General features: G+C 63.5%; 14 protein-coding genes and 2 pseudogenes. 12 read left to right on the top strand and 4 right to left on the bottom strand.

Annotation, left to right across the window (positions count from 1 at the left end; translation table 11 throughout):
• Nucleotides 1-22 precede the first annotated feature (22 nt).
• The 5 genes from F6X40_RS00205 to F6X40_RS00225 all read left to right on the top strand — a co-directional run bounded on the left by F6X40_RS00205 (nt 23) and on the right by F6X40_RS00225 (nt 6,425).
• Nucleotides 23-1,189: an ABC transporter ATP-binding protein gene (locus tag F6X40_RS00205; protein WP_187626431.1), complete on the top strand. Its 1,167-nt coding sequence runs from the start codon at nt 23-25 to the stop codon at nt 1,187-1,189.
• A gap of 20 nt (nt 1,190-1,209) precedes the next feature.
• On the top strand, nt 1,210-3,189 hold the full coding sequence (locus F6X40_RS00210; RefSeq protein WP_187626432.1) for a beta-galactosidase: 1,980 nt from the start codon (nt 1,210-1,212) through the stop codon (nt 3,187-3,189).
• Nucleotides 3,190-3,274: 85 nt separating this feature from the next.
• Complete coding sequence (locus F6X40_RS00215) at nt 3,275-4,531, top strand: ABC transporter substrate-binding protein (protein WP_184062986.1); 1,257 nt, start codon at nt 3,275-3,277, stop codon at nt 4,529-4,531.
• A 57-nt stretch (nt 4,532-4,588) separates the two neighbouring features.
• Nucleotides 4,589-5,563 carry a carbohydrate ABC transporter permease gene (locus F6X40_RS00220; RefSeq protein ID WP_187626433.1) on the top strand — a complete coding sequence of 325 codons (975 nt, stop codon included), beginning with the start codon at nt 4,589-4,591 and terminating at the stop codon, nt 5,561-5,563.
• A 10-nt stretch (nt 5,564-5,573) separates the two neighbouring features.
• Nucleotides 5,574-6,425 carry a carbohydrate ABC transporter permease gene (locus tag F6X40_RS00225; RefSeq protein WP_018423397.1) on the top strand — a complete coding sequence of 284 codons (852 nt, stop codon included), beginning with the start codon at nt 5,574-5,576 and terminating at the stop codon, nt 6,423-6,425.
• A 306-nt stretch (nt 6,426-6,731) separates the two neighbouring features.
• Here the strand turns inward: F6X40_RS00225 and F6X40_RS00230 are convergent.
• Nucleotides 6,732-7,236: pseudogene (locus F6X40_RS00230) on the bottom strand (hypothetical protein); the annotation flags it as partial.
• 239 nt (nt 7,237-7,475) lie between these two features.
• On the opposite strand from F6X40_RS00230, the gene F6X40_RS00235 reads away from it, so the two are divergent.
• From F6X40_RS00235 to F6X40_RS43395, 6 genes and pseudogenes are all read left to right on the top strand, one after another.
• Nucleotides 7,476-7,808, top strand: coding sequence for a DUF2322 family protein (locus tag F6X40_RS00235; protein ID WP_187626434.1), 333 nt, complete (start codon nt 7,476-7,478; stop codon nt 7,806-7,808).
• Nucleotides 7,809-8,054: 246 nt separating this feature from the next.
• The gene (locus F6X40_RS00240) at nt 8,055-8,345 is read left to right on the top strand and encodes a hypothetical protein (protein WP_187626435.1); all 291 of its coding nucleotides are present in this window, start codon (nt 8,055-8,057) and stop codon (nt 8,343-8,345) included.
• Between the two features lie 50 nt (nt 8,346-8,395).
• Nucleotides 8,396-8,539: a hypothetical protein gene (locus F6X40_RS00245; protein ID WP_167368704.1), complete on the top strand. Its 144-nt coding sequence runs from the start codon at nt 8,396-8,398 to the stop codon at nt 8,537-8,539.
• A 97-nt stretch (nt 8,540-8,636) separates the two neighbouring features.
• Nucleotides 8,637-8,864 (top strand): hypothetical protein, encoded by a 228-nt coding sequence (locus F6X40_RS00250; protein ID WP_018423381.1) that lies wholly within the window; start codon nt 8,637-8,639, stop codon nt 8,862-8,864.
• A 101-nt stretch (nt 8,865-8,965) separates the two neighbouring features.
• Nucleotides 8,966-9,769: a M23 family metallopeptidase gene (locus F6X40_RS00255; RefSeq protein ID WP_316251771.1), complete on the top strand. Its 804-nt coding sequence runs from the start codon at nt 8,966-8,968 to the stop codon at nt 9,767-9,769.
• Nucleotides 9,770-10,667: 898 nt separating this feature from the next.
• Nucleotides 10,668-11,105: pseudogene (locus F6X40_RS43395) on the top strand (sterol desaturase family protein); the annotation flags it as partial.
• Nucleotides 11,106-11,404: 299 nt separating this feature from the next.
• On the opposite strand, the gene F6X40_RS00265 reads toward F6X40_RS43395, so the two are convergent.
• Complete coding sequence (locus F6X40_RS00265) at nt 11,405-11,956, bottom strand: hypothetical protein (RefSeq protein ID WP_262421307.1); 552 nt, start codon at nt 11,954-11,956, stop codon at nt 11,405-11,407.
• On the opposite strand from F6X40_RS00265, the gene F6X40_RS42040 reads away from it, so the two are divergent.
• Complete coding sequence (locus F6X40_RS42040) at nt 11,955-12,101, top strand: hypothetical protein (RefSeq protein WP_262421308.1); 147 nt, start codon at nt 11,955-11,957, stop codon at nt 12,099-12,101. The genes F6X40_RS00265 and F6X40_RS42040 overlap by 2 nt on opposite strands.
• A gap of 2 nt (nt 12,102-12,103) precedes the next feature.
• Here F6X40_RS42040 and F6X40_RS00270 read toward each other — a convergent pair whose 3' ends face one another.
• A complete protein-coding gene (locus F6X40_RS00270) occupies nt 12,104-12,898 on the bottom strand; it encodes a DeoR/GlpR family DNA-binding transcription regulator (protein WP_187626436.1) in 795 nt (264 codons plus the stop codon).
• A gap of 99 nt (nt 12,899-12,997) precedes the next feature.
• Complete coding sequence (locus F6X40_RS00275; RefSeq protein WP_187626437.1) at nt 12,998-14,500, bottom strand: PepSY-associated TM helix domain-containing protein; 1,503 nt, start codon at nt 14,498-14,500, stop codon at nt 12,998-13,000.

A 14,500-nucleotide genomic window follows, 5' to 3' on the forward strand; every position in this document is an offset into this window, starting at 1 on the left:
ATTAAATCACGGAGTCGATGCAATGGCGAGCATTTCGTTACGAGGCGTGCAGAAGGCGTATGGCGACGGTGCACCGGTGATTCGCAACGTCGATCTGGACATCGGCGAAAACGAGTTCTGCGTGTTTCTCGGCCCGTCGGGTTGCGGCAAGTCAACGCTGTTGCGCATGATCGCCGGACTCGAGGATGTGACCGACGGCGACCTGTCGATCGGCGGGAAGATCGTCAACGACGTGCCGGCCGCGCAGCGTGGCGTAGCGATGGTGTTCCAGAGCTACGCGCTGTTTCCGCACATGAGCGTGTTCGAGAACATGGCGTTCGGCCTGAAACTCGCGAAGACCCCGAAGGATGAAATCGAGCGCAAGGTGCGTGAAGCCGCGCGCATCCTGCAACTCGAGGCACTGCTCGAGCGCAAGCCGAAGGCGCTGTCGGGCGGGCAGCGGCAGCGCGTCGCGATCGGCCGCGCGATCGTTCGCGAGCCCGGCGTGTTTCTGTTCGACGAACCGCTGTCCAATCTCGATGCAACCTTGCGCGGACAAACGCGCGTCGAAATCGCGCGTCTGCATAAGCAGTTTGCGAAGGCGAGCGTGGTCTACGTGACGCACGATCAGATCGAAGCGATGACGCTCGCCGACAAGATCGTGCTGCTGCATTCGGGCAAGGACACCGAGCGCTACGGCAGCATCGCGCAAATCGGCGCGCCGCTCGAGCTGTATCACCGCCCGAAAAGCCGCTTCGTGGCCGGCTTTATCGGCTCGCCGCGAATGAATTTCCTGCCGGGCAAGGTGGCGTCACTCGATGCGCAGGGCGTGTTCGTCACGCTCGATCACACCGGCGAGAACGTGCGTGTGCCGGTAAGCAGCGCCGGATTGCAGCCAGCGCAGCCGGTCACGTTCGGCGTGCGTCCCGAGCATCTCCAGTTCGTCGATGCATCGGCCACGACCAATGCGGCCGCGTCGCAAGACGGCGTGCTCGCGCGCACCGTATCGCTCGTCGAGCAGCTTGGCGAACACAGCTACGTGCACCTCGATCAACCCGGCGGCGCCGTTCTGATCGCCAAGGCGCCCGGCAACACGCGCCTCGCTCCAGGCGATCGCGCGAGCCTGCGGGTGTCGCGCACGGCCTGTCATCTGTTTACCGAGGACGGTTTCGCGGCCGCGTCGCTCGAATCCGTCGAACACTACGCTTGAAAAACACTGGGGACATAGGGATGCGTCTTGGAGTCTGTTATTACCCGGAGCACTGGCCCGAGTCGATGTGGGACGACGACGCGCGCCGGATGAAAGCGCTTGGCATCGAGCAGGTGCGGATTGCGGAATTCGCCTGGAGCCGGATCGAGCCGACTCCCGGCGAATACGACTGGGACTGGCTCGATCGTGCCGTCGACGTGCTCGGCGCGGCTGGCCTGAAGGTCGTCATGTGTACGCCGACCGCGACGCCGCCGAAGTGGCTGATCGATCGTCATCCGGAGATCCTGCCGATCGGCGCCGATGGACGTCCGCGCGCGTTCGGCTCGCGGCGTCATTACGACTTCTCGTCGCCCGCGTATTTCGAGGCGTCGCGTCGTATTTGCACGGCGGTGGCCGAGCGTTACGGCAAGCACCCGGCGGTCGCTTTCTGGCAGACCGATAACGAGTTTGGCTGTCATCACACGGTGGTCAGCTATTCGCCGGCCGCGGTCGCGCGCTTTCGCGAGTGGCTGAAGGCGCGTTATCGAACGATCCAGGCGTTGAACGAGACGTGGGGCACAGTGTTCTGGAGCATGGAGTACCGCGGCTTCGACGAAATCGACGCGCCGGTCGGCACCGTGACCGAGGCGCATCCTTCGCATCGTCTCGACTACCGGCGCTTCGCATCCGACGAAGTGGCGCGCTACAACCGCATGCAGGTCGAGATCATTCGCGCGCATTCGCCGGGGCGGCCCGTCGCGCACAACTTCATGCAGCTCTTCACCGAGTTCGATCACTACAAGGTCGCGGCCGATCTCGACGTCGCAACGTGGGACAGCTATCCGCTCGGCGCGCTCGAAGAGCAGTGGTTCGCGCCGGACATCAAGGCGCGCTGGTTGCGCACTGGTCATCCGGACTTCGCGTCGTTCAATCACGACGTCTATCGCGGCATGTCGAAGCTGCCGTTCTGGGTGATGGAGCAGCAGCCGGGTCCGGTGAACTGGGCGCAATGGAATCCGGCGCCGCTGCCGGGCATGGTGCGGCTGTGGAGCTGGGAAGCGTTCGCCCACGGCGCGGGCTGCGTGTCGTATTTCCGCTGGCGTCAGGCGCCGTTCGCGCAGGAGCAGATGCATGCGGGGCTCAATACGCCCGATAACCGGCTCGACGTCGGCGGCAATGAAGCATCGCGGGTGGCGTCCGAAATTCACGCGGTGCTCGTCGCGAACGCCGATGCCAATGCGTCGATCCGCTCGAAAGTCGCGCTCGTCTACGACTATGAAGCGAAGTGGTTGTTCGAGATTCATCCGCAGGGCGCGGACTTTCACTATCCGCGGTTCGCGTTCGAGTACTACTCGGCTTTGCGCGCGCTTGGACTCGACGTCGATGTCGTGCCGGCCGATGCATCGTTCGATGGTTATAGCCTCGTCGTCGTGCCGCCGCTGCCGGTCGTGCCCGACGATTTCGCCGAACGTCTCGCGCGCTCGGGCGCGCAGGTCGTGCTCGGTCCACGCACCGGATCGAAGACGCGCGAGCTGCGGATTCCGGCGAATCTGCCGCCGGGCGCATTGACGTCGGTGCTGCCGCTGCGCGTGTGGCGCGTCGAATCGATGCGGCCGAACGTGACCGAAGCGGTGGTGCTGGAACAGCAGGGCGGTGCCGCCGAGGGCTTCGCGCGACATTGGCGCGATTTCATCGACAGCGATGCATCATCTTCATTCGACGTGCGCGCGCGTTTCGCGGACGATCATCCGGCGTACGTGCGAAGCGGCGCGTATCACTACTTCGCGAGCCTGTTCGACGACGCCTTGACCGTGCGCCTGTTCGCGCGCATCGCGCAGGAAGCGGGCCTCGAAACGCAGGCACTCGGCGACAGCGTGCGCATCAGCCGTCGCGGCGGACTGACGTATGTGTTCAACTATGGCGATCGAACCCACGCGCTCGACGACATTTCCGACGACGCATTCGTGATCGGCTCCCGGGAGGTGGCGCCGCAAGGGGTAGCGGTCTACCGCTCGCAATAGAAGTCCGGCCTTGGCAATTCCACGCAGTCATTCGATATAGAAGCGACAACGACGTAAAAACCATGGAATGAAGGAGACAGTCAGGATGAAACTGAAACCACGCAAGATTCTGTTGGCGCTCGCGCTGGCCGCGGTTGCCGCGGGGACCTCGGTCGTCGTCGGCACCGCGCAGGCGGCCACGCTCGCGCTGAACATCGCGTACAAGGGCGCGAGCCAGCGCGCGGTTTGGCAGCAGGTGGTCGACGAGTTCAAGAAGGCGCATCCCGGGATCGACGTGAAGGTATCGTTCATCGATGAGGAAGCCTACAAGGTTCAGTTGCCGGGTTGGCTTTCGACTGTCGCGCCCGATATCGTCAACTGGCACGACGGCGAGCGTATGGCGTATTACGCGCAGCGTGGCCTGTTCGAGGATCTGACCGGCGACTGGCAGAAGAACGGCTGGAACGACATGTATGCGTCGACGAAGGAAGCATCGTCGTACAAGGGCAAGCAGTATGCCGCGCCGACCGTGTACTACTCGTGGGGGATGTTCTATCGCAAGGACCTGTTCGAGAAGGCCGGCATCAAGGGCGAGCCGAAAACGTGGGACGAGTTTCTCGACGCCGCGAAAAAGCTGAAGGCCGCCGGCATTACGCCGATCGCGGTGGCGGGCCGCGATGCCTGGACGCTGGCCGGCTGGTTCGATTATCTCGATCTGCGCCTGAACGGCAATGCGTTTCACCAGAAGCTGATGGCCGGCGAAATTCCGTACACCGATCCGCGCGTGAAGAAGGTCTATACGACGTGGAAGCAACTGATCGACGACGGCTACTTCATCAACAATTCACTGTCCTACGATCTCGACGCGGTGCAGCCGTTCCTGTTCCAGGGCAAGGCTGCCATGATGCTGATGGGGACGTTCATCGCGGCGGGTTTCCCGGACAACGTGAAGCCGCAAATGGGGTACTTCCAGTTCCCGATCATCGACTCCAAGGTGCCGACCGCCGAGGATGGACCGGTCGAATCGCTGCATATTCCGTCGAAAGCGAAGAACAAGTCCGATGCGCACACGTTCCTTGCGTTCGTCGAGACGCCTCAGATCGGTGCGCAACTCGCAAAGGGACTCGGCTCGTTGTCGGCGAACAGCAAATCGCCGGAGCCTGAAGATCCGATTTCGAAGATCGGCTTCCAGATCCTGTCGAACACGAAGGGCGGCATTGCGCAGTTCTACGATCGCGACATGACGAAGGAAATGGCCGACGAAGGGATGAAGGGGATGCAGCAGTTCGTCTCCGATCCGTCGAAACTGGACGACATCCTCGCGCAGCTCGAGCAGACGCGTCAGCGTATCTACAAGAAGTGAGCGGCGGCGGCCGCAAGGCCGCTGTCCGATGCATCGGATTGGATCGGGAGATTGATCGTGTCGCATTCCGTCAGCCGTCATAGCGTCGACGGTCCTGTTGAACCCGGCGGCCCGGGCTTGCCGGCGTCGAGCGGTGCGCTGGGCGGCGCGTCGGTCGCGTCGCGCCGGCGCGGTCCCACGCCGACCGCGCGGCGGCAGCGGCGCGCCGCGTTCCTGTTTCTCGCGCCGGCCTGCTTCATGGTGGCCGTGTACGTGGTGTGGCCGATCCTCTCGACGATCCGCCTTAGCTTCTTCAACTGGGATGGGATGACCGAGCCGACCTTCATCGGCCTCGCGAACTACATCGAGCTGGTCCATACGCCCACGTTCTATACGGCGCTCAAGAACAACCTGATCTGGCTCGTGCTGTTTTTGCTCGCACCGCCGATGGGCCTCGCCGTCGCGCTGTATCTGAATCAGGCGGTGGCGGGCATCCGCATCGTCAAGTCGCTGTTTTTCGCGCCATTCGTGTTGTCGGGGGTCGTGGTCGGACTGATCTTTTCATGGTTCTACGATCCGACCTTTGGCCTGCTCGCAATGATGCTCGGCCACGGCGTGCCGGTGCTCGGCGATCCGCGCTATGCGACGCTCGGCATCGTGTTCGCGGCGCTGTGGCCGCAAACCGCGTACTGCATGATTCTTTATCTGACCGGCTTGACCACGTTGAACGCCGAGCAGATCGAAGCTGCGCGAATGGAAGGCGCGCAGGGTTGGTCGATGCTCTGGCATGTCATCCTGCCGCAGTTGCGGCCTACGACGTTCATGGCGATCGTCGTGACGATCATCGGCGCGCTGCGCAGCTTCGATCTGATTTCGGTGATGACGGGCGGCGGTCCGTTCGAAAGCTCGACGGTGCTCGCCTATTTCATGTACGACCAGGCGATCAAGTACTACCGCATCGGCTATTCGGCGGCGATCGCGGTGGTGCTGTTCGGCATCATGCTCGTGTACATCGTCTATCACCTGCGGCGAATGCTGCGCGCCGAGCAATGAGGAGCCGCTGATGTTTCCGATTCCGATCGACAAATGGAAGCCGGCCACGCGCCGCGCATACAAACTGACGTTGCCGATTGCACTCGTGATCTGGCTGTTGCCGATGATCGCGGTGCTGGTCACGTCCGTGCGTTCGACCGAAGAACTGAGCGAGGGCAACTACTGGGGATGGCCGAAGCACTTCGCGATGTTCGATAACTATCGCGAGGCATTGACGACGTCGCCGATGCTGCATTACTTCTGGAATAGCGTGCTGATTACGGTTCCTTCCGTAGTGGGTTCGATCGCACTCGCGGCGATGGCGGGCTTTGCCTTGGCGATCTATCGCTTTCGCGGCAATTCGACGTTGTTCGCGACGTTCGTCGCGGGCAACTTCGTGCCGATCCAGGTGCTGATGATTCCGGTGCGGGATCTGTCGTTGCAACTCGGTCTGTTCAATACCGTGAGCGCGCTGATTCTGTTTCATGTGTCGTTCCAGACCGGCTTTTGCGCGCTGTTTCTGCGCAACTTCATCAAGCAGTTGCCGTTCGAGCTGGTCGAGGCGGCGCGCATCGAAGGGGCGAACGAGTGGACCGTGTTCTTCAGGATCGTGCTGCCGCTGATTCGTCCCGCGCTCGCGGCGTTGGCGATCCTCGTGTTCACGTTCGTGTGGAACGATTATTTCTGGGCCTTGTGTCTGACGCAAGGCGACGACGCCGCGCCGATCACGGTCGGCGTGGCCGCGCTGAAAGGGCAGTGGACGACCGCGTGGAATCTCGTTTCGGCGGGATCGATTCTGGCGGCGCTGCCATCGGTCATGATGTTCTTTGCGATGCAGAAGCATTTCGTCGCGGGTCTGACGTTTGGCGCGACGAAGGGGTGATGCTGTTCACGCGTGGCGCTGCCGCGTAGAGAAGGGTTGCCCGCGGAAGCGGGCTTTTTTTCGGCGTGGCGAACTGCTGCTCGCACGCTGACTTCTCGATCAACGCTTTTCAGCTGACGCCGGGTTGACCCGCTGCATAACGGCATTCAACGCCGCGCGCGCACTATCGAGAGGCCGCTTGCCTTCGCCGACTTGGCTCGCGAAGTCCAACTTCTGCTACCGGTATGGCTGCTACCCGTATCAACCATCGAACGAGGCCTTCCTGCCTGAAAACAGGAAGGAAGGCGCCTGCCGCTATCAGGCCGGATCGGCGTACTTCAGCGTCCACGTCAGCGTACGGCTGGCGCCGCCCGTCAACGTGCCCGAGTTCAGCGTATCAGTGCGCGTGATCGAGCCCTTGGCGAACGTCAACACGGTGTGCACCTGCAGATCGAGATCCGTCGTGTACAACGCGTTCCTGGCCGCTTGCCTGAACTTCGCGGTGTCGAACGTGACGACCACCTGACCATTGGTTTTCCTGCACGTTCAGATTTTTGTAGTACGTGACCGGGATATAGGTTTTGCGGTTGTACGTGACCTGCGGAATCATCAGCGCATAGCCGAGGTCAATACGTGCCGTACGCGAGATTGTCCGAGAACGGCGCCGGATAGTACGGCGTGTACGAGTTGTAGTCGGGCGCCGGGCTCAGGTTCAGGTTGATCACGCGCTTGCCGTCGCGCACCGTGATCAGCGCGGCGCTATACGGATGCGCGGTATCGCTTGGCTGTTGTACCAGGTCAGCGTGTAGTGCGGGAACGCGTCGAGGTAAGACTGCATGTCGAAGTATTCACTCGTCGTGGAGCCGACGCATTGCTTTCGCCTCCATGCCGACTTCCTTCGCTTTTCTTTGATCTGTCGAGGCCAGGGGCGATGCGAAAAATTACCAGGAATACCAGACCAGGTACCAGATGCGCGTGCCGATCCGTCGTGGCCACCAATTCGCCCGCTCGCCGCCCATCGGATAAGATACGGCCCGCCATGCATTTTTTAGAACGGAAGGAGTGGTTTCAATGATCGAGCCGAGCAACGTTTTCAAGGAAAATCTCGCCAGAATGCCGGCGATCGACGGCATCGCACGCATCGATCTGGTCAACGGCAGCGGTACCGTGGTCACTAGCATCGAGAACAAACCTGGCAAGCAGGGCTCGCTCGCGGTGTACAACTACCTGCGCGGCGCGTTCGGCACGCTCGACGCGAAGGCGGCCGAACACGGCCTCGCGCTGTTTGCCGAGCATACGGCCGACGCGCGCAACCGTCCGGGCGCGCATCCGAACGTCGATCACCTGCTGGCGATTGCCGCTGGCGGCGAGGCATTGCGCATCGATGTTGTTCCGGCAGCTTGAGGCCGCTCAAAGTCTTTTCCGCGCCGGCAAGGTAGAGGTTTTCCTGCCGCTGCCGCGAATTCCAACGCCGCGGCGACGGGATTTGCGGCCCACCTGCGCTAATTGCTCGGTAAAAACCCTTGTTTTTCCCGAAGCCCCCGGATTGGCTTCAGATTCGGCTTCTGTTCGGTGAATTGAAACGCGGGGGGCGGCGCACACTGGGTTCGTCCCGTCGCGTATATCGCGCTTTTCCGTCAGGAGCCCCGGATGTCTTCCCGTCACAACAAACCCCGCCGGTTCGACGCCGACCTGCCGGAACTCACCACCTCGGAACGGGATCAGCCGACGCCGGGTCCGGACGACCGCGCGATGCGCGAACTGCAACGCGGTTCCGAAGCCATCGTGCGGCTCGCCACGCAGGCACACGCGGCCGTCGCCCGGAGCGACGAAGCCGGCGCGCAAGCCGCGCGCCAATCGCTCGAAACGCAGCTGACGTTCACGACCGCCCTGATCGATGAACTGCTGTTCGGTGCGCCCGAGCGGTCCACGCTGCATTGACAGCCTACGCAGCAGCATCACCGTATTAACCCGCAGTTCCGGAAACTGACATGAGCGCTTTGACCGTCATTCTTTGCATCTGGGCCATGGTCGCGTTTTGCGCGGTCCTGTTCATCCGCGGCGCGAGTCCGCGCGTCGAGCGTGAGGCGGAGCAGCCGCGTGCTCGTCCGTCGCGCTATTCGATCGCAGAGTGACGCGCACGACCAACGACGCGGAACCAACGGGGTAAGATGAGGAGCGCCGGCGCCACTGCCGGCCGGCACCGACGATGTTCCCCACGGAGGTTCCCGTATGGACACACATTCGATTCTCGGCATGCTGCACGCCGAAGAGGCTTTGCTGGTCTCCATCGTGCGGTCGCTGCCCGACGATATCAGGCGCAGGATCGCCAACGACTTTCACGAGCAGGCGCAACTCGCCGAAAGCTCGCATCTGAATCCCACCACGAACCGCGAAACGAGCGACGCGTTCAAGGCCCATGTCCGACGGCTGTCGAACATGCTTGCTTCGTTGTCGTAACCCGGTCGCGCAACGGCGACCCCGACGTCTCGCTCCTGAGCAAGGACTCGACGCGGGCCGTTGCCCGCGTGCCGATACCGGCGTCGGCACCCGCACCGGTCGTGCCCGCTGCGCAAGCTCCCGCGTACACCGTGAGGGAAGCGCCGGTCGAGCGTACATTCGCGGCGGCCGCGCAGAGCATCGGCGTCGATGCGGGCACCACAGCCATTCTGTCGCGCGCGTTTCACGACGAGCTCGATCTGTCGCGCGATCTGCAACCTGGCGACCGCGTGCGCGCCGTATTCGACACCGGTAGCGACAACAGCAAAGACGCATCGCGCGAACCGCTCGCGGTGCGCATCATGCGAGGCTCGACCGCGCACGACGTGTTCCTTCAGAAAAATCTTCACGGCCAACCGGTCTACTACTCGAAAGACGGCGTCAGCCGAGGGCCTGCGTTCGAGCGCTATCCGCTCGACTTCACGCGCGTGTCGTCGGCTTTCTCGTTGCGCCGCTTCGATCCGGTGCTGCGTCGTTGGCAAAGTCATGACGGTGTCGACCTTGCCGCGCCGGTTGGCACACCCGTGCGTGCCACCGCGCGCGGCGTAATCCGCTTTATCGGCCGTCAGACCGGTTATGGCAACGTGGTCGTCATTCAGAACCCGGCACCGTTTTCTACGACGTTCGCGCATCTGTCGCGCTTCGCGAAAGGACTGCGCTCCGGCAGCCGCGTAATGCGCGATCAGGTGATCGGCTATGTCGGCAAGACCGGTTGGGCAACCGGACCGCATCTGCATTTCGAGGTCCACGTGAACGATGTGCCGCAGGATCCGCTCAAGGTCGACCTGCCGCGGAAGAGGTCGCTTGCCGGCGATGAATTACGGCAGTTCGAGTCGCGTGTCGCGCAATTGACCGCGCTGCTGTAAGCCGCTTGCCGTCTCAACTTTGCGACACGCCGGTCCGCATGATTCAGGCGCGCTTTCGTCGCATGACGTGTCGGCATGTTGACTGGTACGGGTCGCAAACCTTGATCCGTCAATGCGCGTTCGGGTATTCCCGCGCGCGTCGAACGACGTGTACGAGCCAGCACGAAGGCGTCGGGGCATTCCCGCGGCGTCTCATTTCCGATGCATTGCGTGCGATCAGGCCCGCTTCGAAGTGCCCCGGCAGGCATTTCTCCATACGTAGCAAGCCTTCATTCCAGCATGGCATAGCCATTGCAATGACGAATGCACAAGAACTACACATGTTGCAGCCGGGATTTCACGCAGTGAACAAATGCCGACGGCAGCAAAAATCTTCGCGATTCGCGCTCGGGGAGCGTGGCGCAACTTGCGAGGTGGGGCGGGGCCAATTGCAAACGGATGTCGACAAACAACGACGACGCGAGCGGACGTTACGGCTGCATCTAACGTCCGCTCGCGATCGTGACGGCGTGAAGCGATGACCCCGCCATTTTTTTTTGTGCTCGCGGGTGAAGCCGAATTCGCGGCGGGCCCCGCTAAAGGGCGCTTGCGCGCGGGCCGGCGGGCTGCGAAGATCATGCTAACGACCGCCGCATCAGGGAATTCCATGTTAGCGTCGAGCCCGTTTCCCGCATTGCTGCACCACGCGAGCCTGTGGCTGCAAGCCTACGCGCTCGTGCTGGTCATGATGGGCGTCGGTGCGTTGCTCGAGCGTCGCTGGCCGGCCGCATTGCTGCAATCGCGCGCGGGGCAGCGTCTGAACATGGCGTATGCGGGTCTGTATCTGGCGTTGGCGGAAGCCACGAAGCCGCTGACGGCGGCCGCGAGCGTCGCGATCGTCAATGCACTCGGCGGCGGGATGGTGGTGCTGGTGTCGCGCGGGTGGGGCGCGCTCGCTTCGTTCGTGATCGTGCTGCTGACGATCGATTTCCTCGAATACGCGTTTCATCGCTTGCAGCACACATGGCCCATCCTGTGGAAGCTGCATTCGCTGCACCATAGCGCGGTGGATTTCAACGTGACGATCACGTTGCGGCATCATTGGATAGAAGTGCTGCTCAAGGGCTGCCTGCTTTATCCGCTCGTCGGCGTACTGTTCAAGGTCGAGCCGTGGATCGTCGGTGCGACCTCGATCGTGTTCATGTTCGGCAACTATTTCGCGCATCTGAATCTGCGCATGGACCTTGGCCGCTACGTCACGTGGGTCAACAATCCGCAGTATCACCGGCTGCATCACTCGATTCGCGCCGAGCATCTCAATCACAACTTCACGCAGCTATTGCCGATGTGGGATCACGTGTTCGGCACGCGTTGGGTGCCCGCGAAACACGAGTGGCCCGCCACCGGTCTCGACGATGGTACGCAGCCGAGCTCGCTGCTCGGCGCGTTCAGCTGGCCATTGGGTCAGCATGCGGCACGCGATGCGTTACCCGTTCGCAAGCCGCTTGCCGTGCTCGACAAGAAAGCGAAATAACGCTGGCTACGCGGGTTGCGCGGCGCGCACCGCCTTGCCGCCCAGCAGCGACACGATCAGCGTGGCCATCACGAGCACGCCCAGCGCCGCGCGCAGGCCGAGCACGCCGGCACCGAAACCAATCAGCGGCGGCCCGACCAGAAGCCCGCATAGCCGAACGTGGCCGCCATCGACACGCCGATCGCCGGCGTCGCGCTCGAGCGACCCGCCGCGCTGAAAATCACCGGAACGATATTCGCGAGACCGATGCCGACCATCGCGAAGCCGACGCACGCGCTCAGCACCGTCGGCAGGCTCAGCACGAGCGCGAGTCCGGCGAGCGCGATCAGACCGCCGAGCGCGACGACCTTGCTCGAACCGAAGCGCCGCACCGATGCGTCGCCGGCGATCCGGCAGGCCGCCATCGAAAACGCGAACGCGGAGTAGCCGATCGCGGCGACGCTCGCTTCCTGGTTCAATGTGGAGCGCAGGTACACCGCGCTCCAGTCGGCCACCGCGCCTTCGACGAGCATGCACATGAACGCGAGCAGCGCCAGTTTCATCACGCTGCTGTCGGGCCATGCGAAGCCGCTCGACGCGGCGGCCGCGCGCGGACCGATATCGCGCAACGCAAACGACGCGGCGAAAATGATCAGGGCCGCGATGAACAGATCGGGCGCGAACAGCCCGCCCATGACGCCGACGCAGCGCGATGCCGAGCGAGGTGTCGCTGAGCGCCAGGCTTTCCTTGATGCGCGGCACCTCGACCGCCCATGCGCCGATGCCGAAACCGTTGGCGAGAAAGACGGCGAGCGTCGCGATGCGTTCCCTGACGAGTGAGCTCATGGGCGTGCCGCCATCACGTTATCGCAGACGGCCTGGAGGCTCGCGACACGCGCGTGCGGCACGTCCGCTTCGACGAACAGATAATCGACGGCCGAAACAGGCGCTACCGCGAACGGCGCCGCTGTCATGAGCTTTTCCGAAGTCAGTGCGATGGCGATCTGGCTGCTCGCTTTGACCATCGCGCGTTTCAGTTCGGCGTCCTCTGCGTCGAATACGGCGACGCCTTCGTCGGGGTCGAAGGCGCAGGCGCCGAGAAAACAGAGGTCCGCGCGGATCTGCTGGATCTGCAGCAGCGCGGTCGCGCCGAGCGAGCCCGCCGCGCCGCCGGCGATGCGGCCGCCGATCAGGATCACGTCGATACCGGGGCGGTTCAGCAGCCGCGCGCAGGCCTCGGGCGAATTCGTGACGACGCTCAGGCCGGCGTTGTCGGGCAGCGCCGCCGCGATCGCGACGTTCGTCGTGCCTGCGTCGAGCAGCACGATCTGCTTCGGACGAACGATCGATACGGCCGCCGCGGCAAGGCGTGCCTTGCGATCGACGGCCTCATGCATGCGCAGCGCCGCGGGTTTGTCGGCGGGCGACATCAGTAGCGCACCGCCGTACACGCGCTTGCAGTGCCCCTGATCCGCGAGATCGCGCAGATGACGGCGCACGGTGTGCTCGGAGATCTGCAGCTCGGCGGCCAGCTCGGCCGCGAGCACGCGACCAAGCGTGCGCAATCGCTCCAGAATCAGTGCTTCGCGCTGCTCGGGCAGTAGCCCGTTGATTGCATCTTCCCGGGTTCGCTGCATGGATCTCGTCTCCGTTTCGGCGTGAATCGATCATAATCGAGCAAAATATATCGTAAACGCTCGTGAGGCACAAGCGGTGCGCCCCGGCTCGTCTTGATCTCACGCGACGCCGTTCGGTTCGGGTGGTGAGTCACGGCCGAAAACCAGCCGGTCGAGCAGCCACACCGCGACGAGCGTTGCGCCCATCAGCGGGAAAACGACGCCGAGAAGCGCGAGGCCGGTTTTCCAGCCACGCATCGGCGGCGCGGCGCGCTCGCGCGACGGCGCGCCGAGCGAGCGTTGCGGCCGACGTTTCCACCACATCACGAAGCCGGTCACAGCGAGCGCGCCAAGGCCGAGCGAAATGGCCGCGCACAGTATCTGATTCGCGACGCCGAAGTAGCGACCCATATGCAGCGAGGTGCCGTACGACACGGCCTTCGCGATCGCGCCGTAATCGCCGTAGCGAATGTCCTTCAGGATCGCGCCGCTGTATTGGTCGACGTACAGCGTGCGTTCGTCTTTGGGATTCGCGGGGAACCAGGAGAGCGTGTAGACGCCGGCTGCGGAGTTCGGCAGCACGATGCGGTAGCCGTCCGCGATACCGAGCGACGCGGCGAGCGCGACGATATGGCCGAGCGACAGAGGCTGCGCCGCGTCGGTGGCCGCGGAAGAGGGCACGCTCGCGTTGCCCGCGGCCCACGGCGTCAGCGGCAACGGCAGGTCGTCCATGACCATGCCGGGCATCGAGTCCATGTCGGCGCGCGTGGCATGCGCGAGCGTGGCGCTCGCGTGGTTCGGGTGGTCCGAGGGCGTTCCCGGCACGATGGAGCGCAACGGCAAACCGCCCCACGCGCCCGGCGGAGCGCCAAGCTTCGTCGCGGTCGCGAACGCCTTGAACTGCTTGCCCCACGAGCCGGTCCACGGCAGCCCCGTCAATACGAACGCAAGTGCGCCAAGGGCGAGCCAGATGCCGATCACCGCGTGAAGACTTTTCCATAGCGGACGTCCTTTCAGCGCCAGGCGCGGCAGCAGCACAGCGCGCGTGGTCGTTTTGCCGCGCGGCCACCATAGTGCGACGCCGGTGCCGATCATCACGAGCGTCCAGCATGCGGCCAGTTCCATCAGCAGTTCGCCGGGCTTGCCGAGCAGCAGCTTGCGATGAAGCATGCGATCCACCTGCATCAAGCGATGCTCGACGCTCAGCGTGCCCAGCACCTCGCCGCTATACGGATTCAGATAGACGCTCTGCTGCGTGCCGTCCGCGAGACGAAATACGAATTCCGCGCTGCGTTGCGGATCGCGCGTGATCACGGCGGTCGTCGCGATCGAGCCGGGCGGCATCGCCGCGCGCGCTTTCGCGAGCAGCGCGTTGTCGGCCAGCCTCGGCACGGCTCGTGGTGCGACGACCAGTTGCTGTCGATAAAGCATCGGCTCGATCTGCGGCTGGAAGCAATACAGCGTGCCGGTGATGGCGAGCACGAGTAGAAAAGGCATCACGAAGAGGCCCGCGTAAAAGTGCCAGCGCCACAGGGTTCGATAGCCTGGATGTGTCGGGCCGCTCGCGGCGGCGGTTGTACCGTTCTGCGCGCGCACGCGTTCGGCGGTTCGAGTCGTGGACAT

Origin of the sequence: Paraburkholderia sp. UCT31, from assembly GCF_014397655.1 — a bacterium.
Classification (GTDB): Bacteria; Pseudomonadota; Gammaproteobacteria; order Burkholderiales; family Burkholderiaceae; genus Paraburkholderia; species Paraburkholderia tuberum.

Excerpts from the sequence above, each read along its gene's own strand:
- F6X40_RS00205 (WP_187626431.1), top strand. The coding sequence starts at position 23 with ATGGCGAGCATTTCGTTACGAGGCGTGCAGAAGGCGTATGGCGACGGT.
- F6X40_RS00210 (WP_187626432.1), top strand. The coding sequence starts at position 1,210 with ATGCGTCTTGGAGTCTGTTATTACCCGGAGCACTGGCCCGAGTCGATG.
- F6X40_RS00215 (WP_184062986.1), top strand. The coding sequence starts at position 3,275 with ATGAAACTGAAACCACGCAAGATTCTGTTGGCGCTCGCGCTGGCCGCG.
- F6X40_RS00225 (WP_018423397.1), top strand. The coding sequence starts at position 5,574 with ATGTTTCCGATTCCGATCGACAAATGGAAGCCGGCCACGCGCCGCGCA.
- F6X40_RS00235 (WP_187626434.1), top strand. The coding sequence starts at position 7,476 with ATGATCGAGCCGAGCAACGTTTTCAAGGAAAATCTCGCCAGAATGCCG.
- F6X40_RS00240 (WP_187626435.1), top strand. The coding sequence starts at position 8,055 with ATGTCTTCCCGTCACAACAAACCCCGCCGGTTCGACGCCGACCTGCCG.
- F6X40_RS00245 (WP_167368704.1), top strand. The coding sequence starts at position 8,396 with ATGAGCGCTTTGACCGTCATTCTTTGCATCTGGGCCATGGTCGCGTTT.
- F6X40_RS00250 (WP_018423381.1), top strand. The coding sequence starts at position 8,637 with ATGGACACACATTCGATTCTCGGCATGCTGCACGCCGAAGAGGCTTTG.
- F6X40_RS42040 (WP_262421308.1), top strand. The coding sequence starts at position 11,955 with ATGACGCCGACGCAGCGCGATGCCGAGCGAGGTGTCGCTGAGCGCCAG.
- F6X40_RS00265 (WP_262421307.1), bottom strand. The coding sequence starts at position 11,956 with ATGGGCGGGCTGTTCGCGCCCGATCTGTTCATCGCGGCCCTGATCATT.
- F6X40_RS00270 (WP_187626436.1), bottom strand. The coding sequence starts at position 12,898 with ATGCAGCGAACCCGGGAAGATGCAATCAACGGGCTACTGCCCGAGCAG.
- F6X40_RS00275 (WP_187626437.1), bottom strand. The coding sequence starts at position 14,500 with ATGTCCACGACTCGAACCGCCGAACGCGTGCGCGCGCAGAACGGTACA.